The organism is Solimonas sp. K1W22B-7, assembly GCF_003428335.1.
In the GTDB taxonomy this organism is placed as follows: Bacteria; Pseudomonadota; Gammaproteobacteria; order Nevskiales; family Nevskiaceae; genus Solimonas_A.
This window is the reverse complement of sequence record NZ_CP031704.1, coordinates 659,330-668,832: the sequence shown is the minus strand read 5'-3', so window position 1 is coordinate 668,832 and position 9,503 is coordinate 659,330. Positions and strand designations below refer to the sequence as shown.

16 protein-coding genes are annotated in these 9,503 nt (G+C 69.5%); 7 read left to right on the top strand and 9 right to left on the bottom strand.

The features are described 5' to 3' along the window. The first annotated feature begins 73 nt into the window (after positions 1-73). Positions 74-352, top strand: a complete 279-nt coding sequence (locus D0B54_RS03350) for a GIY-YIG nuclease family protein (RefSeq protein ID WP_117289169.1) — start codon at positions 74-76, stop codon at positions 350-352. Here the strand turns inward: D0B54_RS03350 and D0B54_RS03345 are convergent. Both D0B54_RS03345 and D0B54_RS03340 read right to left on the bottom strand, forming a co-directional pair. Beyond that, the gene (locus D0B54_RS03345) at positions 349-900 is read right to left on the bottom strand and encodes a DNA-3-methyladenine glycosylase (protein ID WP_117295014.1); all 552 of its coding nucleotides are present in this window, start codon (positions 898-900) and stop codon (positions 349-351) included. The two genes, D0B54_RS03350 and D0B54_RS03345, sit on opposite strands and share 4 nt — an antisense overlap. Positions 901-950: 50 nt before the next feature. Then, the gene (locus D0B54_RS03340) at positions 951-1,865 is read right to left on the bottom strand and encodes a peroxiredoxin family protein (RefSeq protein WP_117289167.1); all 915 of its coding nucleotides are present in this window, start codon (positions 1,863-1,865) and stop codon (positions 951-953) included. Between the two features lie 93 nt (positions 1,866-1,958). Here D0B54_RS03340 and D0B54_RS03335 point away from each other — a divergent pair, with 93 nt between their 5' ends. Next, entirely contained in the window at positions 1,959-3,245 is a 1,287-nt protein-coding gene (locus D0B54_RS03335; RefSeq protein ID WP_117289165.1) for a hypothetical protein, read from the top strand. Between the two features lie 4 nt (positions 3,246-3,249). Here D0B54_RS03335 and lexA read toward each other — a convergent pair whose 3' ends face one another. Continuing rightward, positions 3,250-3,897 carry a transcriptional repressor LexA gene (lexA, locus tag D0B54_RS03330; RefSeq protein WP_117289163.1) on the bottom strand — a complete coding sequence of 216 codons (648 nt, stop codon included), beginning with the start codon at positions 3,895-3,897 and terminating at the stop codon, positions 3,250-3,252. Between the two features lie 68 nt (positions 3,898-3,965). Here lexA and D0B54_RS03325 point away from each other — a divergent pair, with 68 nt between their 5' ends. Then, the gene (locus tag D0B54_RS03325; RefSeq protein ID WP_117289161.1) at positions 3,966-4,226 is read left to right on the top strand and encodes a hypothetical protein; all 261 of its coding nucleotides are present in this window, start codon (positions 3,966-3,968) and stop codon (positions 4,224-4,226) included. A gap of 135 nt (positions 4,227-4,361) precedes the next feature. On the opposite strand, the gene D0B54_RS03320 is transcribed toward D0B54_RS03325, so the two are convergent. Then, positions 4,362-5,087, bottom strand: coding sequence for a TetR family transcriptional regulator (locus D0B54_RS03320; RefSeq protein WP_117289159.1), 726 nt, complete (start codon positions 5,085-5,087; stop codon positions 4,362-4,364). A 132-nt stretch (positions 5,088-5,219) separates the two neighbouring features. Between D0B54_RS03320 and D0B54_RS03315 the strand changes: the two genes are divergently transcribed. Next, positions 5,220-6,080, top strand: a complete 861-nt coding sequence (locus tag D0B54_RS03315) for a metal-dependent hydrolase (RefSeq protein ID WP_117289157.1) — start codon at positions 5,220-5,222, stop codon at positions 6,078-6,080. Positions 6,081-6,181: 101 nt separating this feature from the next. On the opposite strand, the gene D0B54_RS03310 is transcribed toward D0B54_RS03315, so the two are convergent. After that, positions 6,182-6,463, bottom strand: coding sequence for a hypothetical protein (locus D0B54_RS03310; protein ID WP_117289155.1), 282 nt, complete (start codon positions 6,461-6,463; stop codon positions 6,182-6,184). Positions 6,464-6,623: 160 nt separating this feature from the next. On the opposite strand from D0B54_RS03310, the gene D0B54_RS03305 reads away from it, so the two are divergent. Together D0B54_RS03305 and D0B54_RS03300 are read left to right on the top strand one after the other, a co-directional pair. Continuing rightward, positions 6,624-6,821, top strand: coding sequence for a DUF4169 family protein (locus D0B54_RS03305; protein WP_117289153.1), 198 nt, complete (start codon positions 6,624-6,626; stop codon positions 6,819-6,821). A gap of 81 nt (positions 6,822-6,902) precedes the next feature. Next, positions 6,903-7,112 carry a hypothetical protein gene (locus D0B54_RS03300; protein WP_117289151.1) on the top strand — a complete coding sequence of 70 codons (210 nt, stop codon included), beginning with the start codon at positions 6,903-6,905 and terminating at the stop codon, positions 7,110-7,112. 10 nt (positions 7,113-7,122) lie between these two features. Here D0B54_RS03300 and D0B54_RS03295 read toward each other — a convergent pair whose 3' ends face one another. Together D0B54_RS03295 and D0B54_RS03290 are read right to left on the bottom strand one after the other, a co-directional pair. Then, positions 7,123-7,578, bottom strand: a complete 456-nt coding sequence (locus D0B54_RS03295) for an HIT family protein (protein ID WP_117289149.1) — start codon at positions 7,576-7,578, stop codon at positions 7,123-7,125. Then, the gene (locus tag D0B54_RS03290; RefSeq protein ID WP_117289148.1) at positions 7,575-7,976 is read right to left on the bottom strand and encodes a DUF1801 domain-containing protein; all 402 of its coding nucleotides are present in this window, start codon (positions 7,974-7,976) and stop codon (positions 7,575-7,577) included. Before D0B54_RS03290 ends, D0B54_RS03295 begins: the two co-directional genes overlap by 4 nt. 120 nt (positions 7,977-8,096) lie before the next feature. On the opposite strand from D0B54_RS03290, the gene D0B54_RS03285 reads away from it, so the two are divergent. Beyond that, positions 8,097-8,618 (top strand): nuclear transport factor 2 family protein, encoded by a 522-nt coding sequence (locus D0B54_RS03285; protein ID WP_117289146.1) that lies wholly within the window; start codon positions 8,097-8,099, stop codon positions 8,616-8,618. Between the two features lie 70 nt (positions 8,619-8,688). Here the strand turns inward: D0B54_RS03285 and D0B54_RS03280 are convergent, their stop codons facing one another. Then, on the bottom strand, positions 8,689-9,030 hold the full coding sequence (locus D0B54_RS03280; protein ID WP_117289144.1) for an ArsR/SmtB family transcription factor: 342 nt from the start codon (positions 9,028-9,030) through the stop codon (positions 8,689-8,691). After that, entirely contained in the window at positions 9,017-9,481 is a 465-nt protein-coding gene (locus tag D0B54_RS03275) for an SRPBCC family protein (RefSeq protein ID WP_117289142.1), read from the bottom strand. Before D0B54_RS03275 ends, D0B54_RS03280 begins: the two co-directional genes overlap by 14 nt. Positions 9,482-9,503 lie beyond the last annotated feature (22 nt).

The window sequence follows — 9,503 nt, the reverse complement described above, 5'->3', positions numbered from 1 at the left end:
AGCTAGGCGAATCGTGCTGAACGAAGGCTGATCGGGCGCTTCAGCCCGCGTTCAGGTGTCTTACCATGGCGCCATGCCCGATTCCCCCGCCCCCGCGCCTTGGTACGTCTACATGCTGGAGTGCACCGGCGACCTCCTCTACACCGGTGTCACGCCGGACGTGGCGCAGCGCTTCGAGAAGCACCGCAGCGGCCGCGGCGCGGCCTTCACCCGCATCAATCCGCCGCTGCGCGTGCTGGCGGCCCTGGCCTGCGAGAACCGCAGCGCGGCGCTCAAGGCCGAGGCGGCCCTGAAGAAGCGGCGACGGCCCGCAAAACTGGCCTGGGTGCGTGAGAACCCCTGGCCGACCTAGGGTTTCGACACCCAGCGGTTGTCCTTGATGTAGAAGCGCAGCAGGCGCCGCGCCCAGTGCCCGGCGTAGTCCACGCCGACGCGCGGCCGGCGCACGATGCGGATCGCCGGCAGCGGCTGCGACTCCGCCACGTACAGCTCGTCGCCCAGCAGGTCGGCGCCGTTGTGCCGCAGGTCCAGGCCCATGGCCTTGCACAGCAGCCCCGGCCCCTGCGTGCGCCCTTCCAGGTTTTTCACCGGCTCCAGCGCCCGCAGCAGTACGGCGGAGGCCGTCCCCTCGGGCTCGGTGACGACGTTGACGCAATGGTGCATGCCGTAGATGAGATACACGTAGGCATGTCCGGGCGGCCCGAACATCACGCGCGTGCGCGGCGTGAGCCCGCGCGAGGAATGCGCCGCCAGGTCATGCGGCCCCAGGTAGGCCTCGGTTTCGACGATGCGTCCGATGCGCTCGACGCCATCGACGCGATGCACGAGATAGCGCCCGAGCAGCTCGCGTGCGACCAGCTGCGCGTCGCGGTCGTAGAACGCGCGCTCCAGCTTGCGCAGCGGCCCCGGCGGCGGCGGCAACAGCGCCTGCGGCGGCGCGGCGGCTCGCCTCAAGGCGCCTTGGCGCCTTGCGACAGGCGGACCAGCTTGCCGCTGTCGGCCTCGATCACCAGCACCCAGCCCTGGCCCAGCCGGCCGGACTTGGCATTGCCCAGCACCAGCCAGCGGTTGTTCTTGCGATAGGAGCGGTAGGGTGCCTGGATCGCGGTCTGCTCCGCGCCCCAGGCCTGCGTCCACAGCTCGCGCGCGATGCCGATCGCCGCCTTGCCGTCGGCCACCGGCCCGCGCGGCGCCATGCCGGCCACCGCCTCGTCCGCCGGCACGGCGGCGAGGTAGCGCTCGGCCCAGGGACGCCAGTCGCTGTCGGGTGCTGCCGCCGACTCCAGCCGCGAGGACTGCGGCCCGCCGGGCTTGCGCAGGTGCAGGTCATAGGGCGGCGGATAGCTCCCGGGCAGCGGCACGGCGCGATCGCCGAGCAGGCCGTTGAGCGTTTCGCGCGCCTTCTTCGCCACGTCGATCGGCGAAGGCACGTTGTCGGGACGCGTGTAGGCGATGCGGCCCTTGCCGTCGATCACCACGAACCAGGGCGTGCGCACGATGCCGTAGCTGGCGACCAGCGGATCGCCGTTGAGCAGCAGCGGAAAGCTCAGGCCGCGGTCCTTCATCGCCTGCACCGGATCGCCGCCGCGGTCTTCCTTGATGTTGATGGTCCAGACGTTCACGCCGGCGCCGCGGTAGTCCTCCCAGATCGCCTGCACGTAGGGCTGCAGCGCGCGGCTGAAGGGGCACCAGGACGGCCAGAACAGCAGCACCGTGGGCTGGCCCCTGGCATCGGCCGGATAGTTCACCGTCTTGCCCTCGGGCGTCTTCAGCGACCAGGGCGGGGCCTGGGTGGGCTCGGCCTGCGCGGGCAGCGCCAGCAGGGCCAGCAGCAGCGCGCCGAACAGGGCGCGGGAGGATTTCATCGGTGGAACCTTTCGTGGCAAACGGCTGCGCCAAGCATAGTGCAGGCCGAGAGCCTATATTGGCGCGGCCAGGATCGCCCAGGGGAGAAGGCCATGCTGATGCAGCGCTGGATCGCGGGTGTCGCCGTCGCCGCCACGATGCTGGGAGCGGGACAGGCCCAGGCCCAGGCCGCGCCGGGCGATCCGCTGGGGCCGCAGTTCACCATCACCACCCAGGGAGGCTCCGCGCCACAGGTCGCGCGCGACGCCGCCGGCAATTTCCTGGCGGTCTGGCAGGAGCCCTACATCAGCGCGCGGCGCTACTACGCCGACGGCACGCCGCAGGGCCCGCAGTTCCAGGTCACGCCGGCGAGCCAGCCCAGCGCGCATGCACCGGCCCTGGCGATGAGCGCGGCGGGCGACTACGTCGTGGCCTGGCGCGCCTTCGATCCGGTCGACAGCGCCACCCTGATCTACGCGCGCAGCTTCGACGCCGGCGGCGCGCCGCGCAGCGCCCTGCTGCAGGTGGCGCGGCTGACGCAGGGCGCCGGCTACCACTCCGTGGCGATGGCCCCGGACGGCCGCTTCGTGGTGGTGTGGAACGACTTCGTGCAGATCTACGGCCCGATCCCCGGTGTTTCGGAGGGGACCTTCGCGCTCGGTTACAGCACCGTGCACGCCAGACGCTACGCGCTCGACGGCAGCGGCGGCGCCGGCAACATCCTGGTCACCTCCAGCCTCACCAACCCGACGCCGCTGCTCGGCACCTACAACGCCTATGCCCCGCAGGCGGCGATGGATGCGCAGGGCAACTTCGTGGTGGTCTGGGAGGACAAGACCGCGCTGACCAACAATGTGATCTACGCGCAGCGCTACAAGGCCAGCGGCCTGCCCGCAGGGCTGAAGACGCGCATCAACCCGACCCTGCCGCTGGTGGCCTATCAGCCGGTGGTGGCGATGGACCACGCCGGCAACTACCTGATCGGCTGGCATGTCCTGCACCGCATCAGCAGCAACTACAGCAGCGGCTACGACGTCTGGGCGCGGCGCTACTCCGCCGCGGGCCTGGGCCAGGGCGCCGCCTTCCAGGTCAATGCGGGGCCCGGCGGCGGCGTCAGCATCCACGAGGCGCTCGACGTGGCGCTGGATCCGGACGGCGACGCCGTGGTCGCCTGGGCCGGCTCACCCGGCAACTCCTGCTGCGTGCCCTCGGAGATCGACCTGCAGCGCTATTCCGCCGCCGGCGCGGCGCAGGGCGGCAAGACCTCCGTCACCCCTTCCGGCAGCGATGAGGTGCGTATCACGGCCCCGCCCTCCGTCGCGATGGACAGCTACGGCAACGTCGTGGTGATCTGGTTCGCCCTGGAAGGCCTGCAGGCGCGGCTGTACCAGGCGTACTGAGGGCTCAGCGCGGCGCGCCGGTGCGCAGCAGGCCGCCCATGATCCCGGCGATACGGAACGGTGCCGCCTCCTGGTCTTCCGCCGGCTGCGCCAGGTCGATCACGATCGGCTCGTAGCGCGGGTTCTCGGCGTGCAGCGTCACCACGCTGCCCTTGCGGCGATAGCGCTTCAGGGTGATGCGTTCGTAGCCACCGCGCGGCTCGTAGAGGCAGGCGGCCACGATCTGGCCGTTCTCGGCCTCGCCCTGGGCGTGGATGCCCACCAGGTCGCCCGGCAGGATGCCGGCGTCGATCATCGAGTCGCCGTCCACGCGGTGCAGGAAGTCGGCACGCGGCTGGAACAGGCCGGGGTCGATCTCCATCCAGTGCTCGGCGTTGGACGGCGCGGTGATCGGCGCGCCGGCGGCGATGCGCCCCAGCAGCGGCAGGCCGGCCGGCGTGGCCTCGCGCAGCAGGCGGATGGCACGGGCGTCGTTGGGGGCGATCTCGATCTCGCCCTTGCGCACCAGCGCCTGCAGGTGGTCGCGCGCCGCGTTCTGGGCAAAGCCGAAGTGCTCGGCGATGTCGCGCTGGGACGGGGGATACCCCTCGTCACGCAGGCGCTGTTCGATGAAACGCAGGATTTCGGTCTGGCGTGGCGTCAAATTGGCCATCGGGGCTTGCATCCTCGGCTCGGAACGACTACTGTTCACTTGAACAGTACTTGTCAGGTAAACAGTATATGAGCCTCGCAGCCACTGCAGCAACCCAGACCCCCGCCCGCCGCCGCGGCCGCATCTCCGCCGAGGCCGTGGTGACGGTCGACAGCCGCCACCGCCGCAGCGCCGCCCGCCGCAAGGGCCAGGAGCCGGTGGAGAACCCCGCGATGCACTACGGCCTGCCGGACGGCTTCGTGTCCACCGGCATGGTGGTCACCATGCTGGGCATCGTCGCGGTGCATCACCGCACCCTGCTGGACGCGGTGTTCTCGCTGCTGCTCTGAAGATTCCTGCGCCTCCCGGCGATGGGCAGAAGCCCGAATCCCTGTAGCCCGGTTTCGCGTAGCGAAGCCGGGAAGCGCCGCCCGGGTCCGCCCCCGGCTTCGCTACGCGAAACCGGGCTACAGGGCGATCCCAGCTCAGGCCGGGAAGCGTAGCCCCGAAGCCCCCAGTTCCTGGGGCGCCTTGGCGGCGATGGCGCCCCAGAACAGCAGCAGGATGAAGCGCTCCGCCTGGCGGCGGATCTGCTCGCGTTGCTCGGGATGCTCGAGGTAGTCGAGCGAGAAGAAGGTCATCTGCCGGACCACCAGCTGCGAGATCTCGGCCACGTCGTCCCGCGTCAGCAGCGGCAGCTTGAGGGCCCCGAGCACGTCCTCGGTCATGTCCTCGCCGATGTCGTCCAGCACCTTGCGCAGGGCCTTGCGCAGCACCGGCGAACTGCCGTGCATCTCGCGGATGCCCACCACGTAGGCGGTGCGGTGCTCGGTGACGAAATCCAGCACCAGGGCCACCGATTGCCGCACCACGTCCTGGGCCTTGGCCAGGGCCTCGCCCGGGTTCTTCGCGTCGGCCAGCTTCAGGCCCGCCTCGGCCGGCTTGCGCCGCCGCTCCCGCAGGCCCTCGCGCAGCAGCCCGCTGAGCTGGTCGATCACCGCCAGCCCCAGCTCGTCGAAGTCATTGAAATGGCGGTAGAAGGTGTTGGGATTCAGGCCGGCCTGGCGCGCCACCTCGCGCAGGCCCAGCGAGGCCAGGCTGCGGGTGGTGGCGGCCAGCTGCAGGGCCGCTTCCATCAGGCGCTGGCGGCCGCTGACGAGCGGCGGCGGCGCTTTCGCCCGCGAGCTTTCCCTGCCGGAATCCTTTTTCATGTCAGACGTTTATCCGCTGAACCAATAAAAACTGTTACATCGCGCGTTGACATCGATGTCTACAGTCGTCTACCTTTGACGTAGACGATTGTATACCTCTTCCGGGGTTCGTCGCCCCGATGGAGCATAACGATGAGCAAGCAGAAGACCGCCAGCCGCCAGAAGTCGCCGATCCTGCCGATCCGGCGCGATCTCCACTTCAAGCTGCCGGCCGAGAAGATTTCCGACTGGAACGACGGCAGCGTCCACATCTCGCAGTTCATGAACACGCTGTCGATCGTGTTCCCGGTGGGCGAGCGCTTCTTCATCCAGAGCGTGCGCAACTACCGCGACCGCATCACCGATCCGGAGCTGAAGAAGGCCGTCACCGCCTTCATCGGCCAGGAAGCCATGCATGGCCGCGAGCACGAGGAATACAACGAGGCGCTGTTCGCCCGCGTTCCCGCGGCCGCGCGCTTCGAGCGCCTGATCGCCGCGATCCTCGGCGGCGTGCAGCGCTACACGCCAAAATCGGCGCAGCTGTCCGCCACCATCGCGCTGGAGCATTTCACCGCGATCCTGGCCGACGGCCTGCTCAAGCAGCCGGAAGTGCTGGCCAAGGCCGACCCGCGCTTCGGCGCGCTGTGGTACTGGCATGCGCTGGAGGAGACCGAGCACAAGTCGGTGGCCTTCGACGTCTGGGAAAGCGTGATGGGCCGTGGCCCGCGTGCCTATGTCGAACGCGCCGGCGGCCTGGTCGTGGCCACGGCGGTGTTCTGGGCGCTGATCTTCCCGGCCTACCTCGCGGTGCTGCGCAGCGAAGGCCGCCTGGCCGATGCCCGCGGCTGGGGCCAGTTCCTCGATCACGGCTTCGGCCGCGTCGGCTTCCTGCGCAAGCGCATCGGCGCCTGGTTCGATTACTTCCGCCCGGGCTTCCATCCCTGGGACGAGGACAACCGCCACTTCCTGAAGGGCATCGAAGGCTTCGCCGCCCAGGTCGAAGCGCTCCCCTGATCCCGCCGCGTCCCGCAGACCGGGTCCGGCGTGACGGCGCCGGGCCTGCAGCAAAAGAAAAGGGGCCACCCAAGTGGCCCCTTTTTTGACGCCCGCCGAGCCTAGTAGGTCTCGGCGTCCTCCCCATCCAGCGGCAGACCCAATTGGTCCGGCCGCGCCCAACCAACCCTGCAGGTGCTCAGCGACAGGATCTGCTGCCGCCACGAATAGCGCCCTTCCGAGGGGCCGATCAGCTGCATCTCGCCCAGCACCAGCACCGGCTTGCCGCGCAGCTGGTCGTGGCGCGGGTTCAGTTCCGCATCGGGCAGGAAGCGCAGGCGCGCGCCCACCGGCCACTGGCTGGAGGGGCGAGTCGGAATCAGTACCGGCGAGAGATCGGACATGGCGTTCGTAATATTTCAGACCTGTGACGATTTTGGCCCCTCACCCCTGCAACAACAGCCGGGACATCGCCATAGCCCTTGTCAGACGCCGCCGACACCCGGCGTAGGGGCCGCGCGCGACCGGGCAGATTGCCTATCGGATCGCGGGTATGATCGGCCCATGGCCAAGGTCGTGAACCTCAACAAGGTGCGCAAGCAGAAGGCGCGCGAAGCCGCCGACCAGCAGGCGGCGGAAAACCGCGCGCGCTTCGGCCGCACGCGCGAGCAGCGCCTGCTGGACGAGGCGCGTGCCGAGGAAGCGCAGCGTCGCATGGACCAGCTGCGCCGCGATCCGCCGCCGGAAGACCCGGGGCGCTAGCTGGGGCCGGCCCCGCCAGGGAACCCCGGGTGCCCAACGGGGTCCGAGGGCCTCGCGCCTCTTAACTACAACGAGATATCGATGATTGCCGACCAGCTCCACGCCCGCCTGACCGTCCTTGAGGGCCTCGTGATGGGCCTGCTCGCGCAGAGCCGCGAACCGGACCTCATCAATGCGGTGGCGCGCGAGCATGTCGCCGACGTCCTCAAGGTGCTGGACGGCGACCCCGGCGCCGCCAGCCTCGCCAGCGCCCTGCGCCACCAGCTGGCGCTGTCGATCAAGGGCGAGTAGCCCCGAGGCCCTAACGCGCCTGCAGCGCGTCGCGGATCGCCGCGGCCGCGGCCTCCAGCTGCCCGCGCCGCTGCGGCGTTTCGCGCCGCGGCAGGGTGATCGTGGTGATGTGCCAGGTCAGCCGTGCCAGCGTGTGCAGCGTGTCGCCGCCATAGCGCGGGATCACGTGGATGTGCACGTGCGGCACCGTCTGGCTGGCCGCCTTGCCGTCATTCACCAGCAGGTGCTGCGCCCGGCTGCCCAGGCCCTCGCGCTGCGCGCGGCCGATGCGCTGCACCGTCTCCCACAGATGCACGCGGCTCAGGGCATCGAGCAGGTCCAGCGTGGGCACCGGGCGGCGCGGCACCACCAGCACGTGGCCGCGGGTGATCGGGTTGATGTCCATGAAGGCGACGCAGCGCTCGTCCTGGTGCACGAAGCTGGCGGGCAGTTCGCCGGCGATGATGCGTTCGAAAATGGTGGTCATGTCTTTCTGGTTTTCTGGGCCGGGACGGCCGGGTTGCCCAGCGACTGGTTCAGCGACACCGCCTCTTCCGTGAGGCGCCGCGCCACCGTCGCCATCACGGTCATGCCCTCGCGAAGGTCCATGGTCGCCAGCTCGTACTTGCCGCCCGGCTTGAGCCGCGGCTCGAGGGCGGTGAGCCGCTTGCCGCGCCAGAAACCGAACAGCACGCGCCCGGCCTCTGCCCGGATCAGCAGCACCGGACCGTTCGAGAAGTACACCAGGTGGCCCCACTTCACGACCTCTTCCAGCTCCGCCGCCCCGAGCACGGCCTTGCGCAGCTTCACGACCAGGTCACGCCGCCAGCCGTCGAGGGCGGCGACATAGGCGTCGGGGTTCGCCGCAGCGGTGATCTTCTGCATGGGCATGCGCCGGACTTTAACCCTTGCCCGCGACCCCGGCCAGCCGCTCGCCCGATCGGGTGAGGCCCACCCTCCCCGACCGGCGCAGGATGCGCCCACAACCATTCGAGGAGAGAGCCCATGGCCATCAGCCCGCAGCAGGTGGAAGCGCGTGCCCGCGCGATGCAGGACGCCTTCGTCGAGGCCGCGCGACGCAACGAATGGGCCTGGATCGCCGACGAGTTCTACGCGCCGCACTGCGAGTACCTCTGCGAATACGCCGGCACCATGCGCGTCTACGCCAGGAACCGCGACGAGATCCGCGCGACGCACTACGGCCGCGACATGATGGTGGGCTGGGAGGGCTGGAGCTTCCCGATCGAGCGCTATACCACGCATGGCAACCAGATCATCACCCACTGGTGGAACCGCGGCCCCGGACAACGCGCCGACGGCAGCCACTACCAGACGCCGGGCGTGTCCTTCATCACCGTGGGCGACGACGGCCTGTTCACCTACCAGCTCGACCTCTTCGACCTGGCGCACCAGATGCACCTCTGCGACGAACTCGAAGACGCCGGCCTGCTGTCGGCGCAGCTCAAGCAGCAGTGGGTGATTCCGACGAAGCAGCGGCTGATCGGGATGTTGCAGAGGAAGATGTAGCGGGGACCAGAGACCCGGAAGCCTTTCATGCAGGAGCGAGCTTGCTCGCTCCTGCATGGGCATGCTGCGGCTACTCGCCTTCGACAAGGCCCTTCAGCCGCGCCAGCGACCGATCCCACTGCGCCGACAGATCGTCCAGGCAAGCCCTTGCCGCCTCGATCCGGTAGCGATCCAGTTCCCAGACATGCTCGCGCCCGACCCGCAGGCTGTTCACCAGCCCCGCTTCGGACAGCACGCGCAAATGCCTGGTCACCGCCTGCCGCGTCATGCCGCTGCCCCCGGTCAGCCCCGCGATCGACACCGCCTCGCCTTCGCTGAGCCGCTGCACCAGCCGCAGGCGCGTGGGATCGCCCAGCGCCGCGAACAGCGGCGCGGCAGCAGCCACGGCGACACTGCGTCTAGAGGCGGCCATCGAGCCAGGCGTCGATGCGGTTCATCTGCTCGGTCCAGCCTTCCTCGTTGCCGCGATAAGCCTCGCGGCGGCGCGGCAGGGGGATACGGTCGAAGCCCGACTCCGTGACCTTCAGCAGGATGCCGCCCGGCGCATCCTCCAGCACGAACTCGATCAGCGTGGTCGGCTCGGCGCTGTAGTCTCGACCCGGCTCGATGGCGTTGGGATGCCAGCGCCAGGCGATGCGCCGCTGCGGCTCGATGCTCTCCACCGTCACGGTCATCAGCAGGTGCTCGTAGCCGGGATGGGTGATATGGCCGCTGGCCTGGGCGCCCACCGCGAAGCTCACGGCGCTGAAATCCACGCCGAACCACTGGCCGAATTCCGGCGCATGGCTTACCGCACGCCAGACCCGCTCGCGCGTGGCCTTGAGCAGGACCTGCTTCTCGATACGATCGGTGGATTCAGTCATGTGCAACCTCCTTGTTGCATGA

Coding starts and splice junctions, on each gene's coding strand:
- D0B54_RS03320 (WP_117289159.1), bottom strand. CDS start 5,087: ATGAAAAAGGATTCCGGCAGGGAAAGCTCGCGGGCGAAAGCGCCGCCG.
- D0B54_RS03310 (WP_117289155.1), bottom strand. CDS start 6,463: ATGTCCGATCTCTCGCCGGTACTGATTCCGACTCGCCCCTCCAGCCAG.
- D0B54_RS03305 (WP_117289153.1), top strand. CDS start 6,624: ATGGCCAAGGTCGTGAACCTCAACAAGGTGCGCAAGCAGAAGGCGCGC.
- D0B54_RS03290 (WP_117289148.1), bottom strand. CDS start 7,976: ATGCAGAAGATCACCGCTGCGGCGAACCCCGACGCCTATGTCGCCGCC.
- D0B54_RS03300 (WP_117289151.1), top strand. CDS start 6,903: ATGATTGCCGACCAGCTCCACGCCCGCCTGACCGTCCTTGAGGGCCTC.
- D0B54_RS03340 (WP_117289167.1), bottom strand. CDS start 1,865: ATGAAATCCTCCCGCGCCCTGTTCGGCGCGCTGCTGCTGGCCCTGCTG.
- D0B54_RS03295 (WP_117289149.1), bottom strand. CDS start 7,578: ATGACCACCATTTTCGAACGCATCATCGCCGGCGAACTGCCCGCCAGC.
- D0B54_RS03325 (WP_117289161.1), top strand. CDS start 3,966: ATGAGCCTCGCAGCCACTGCAGCAACCCAGACCCCCGCCCGCCGCCGC.
- D0B54_RS03280 (WP_117289144.1), bottom strand. CDS start 9,030: ATGGCCGCCTCTAGACGCAGTGTCGCCGTGGCTGCTGCCGCGCCGCTG.
- D0B54_RS03285 (WP_117289146.1), top strand. CDS start 8,097: ATGGCCATCAGCCCGCAGCAGGTGGAAGCGCGTGCCCGCGCGATGCAG.
- D0B54_RS03335 (WP_117289165.1), top strand. CDS start 1,959: ATGCTGATGCAGCGCTGGATCGCGGGTGTCGCCGTCGCCGCCACGATG.
- D0B54_RS03315 (WP_117289157.1), top strand. CDS start 5,220: ATGAGCAAGCAGAAGACCGCCAGCCGCCAGAAGTCGCCGATCCTGCCG.
- D0B54_RS03350 (WP_117289169.1), top strand. CDS start 74: ATGCCCGATTCCCCCGCCCCCGCGCCTTGGTACGTCTACATGCTGGAG.
- lexA (WP_117289163.1), bottom strand. CDS start 3,897: ATGGCCAATTTGACGCCACGCCAGACCGAAATCCTGCGTTTCATCGAA.
- D0B54_RS03275 (WP_117289142.1), bottom strand. CDS start 9,481: ATGACTGAATCCACCGATCGTATCGAGAAGCAGGTCCTGCTCAAGGCC.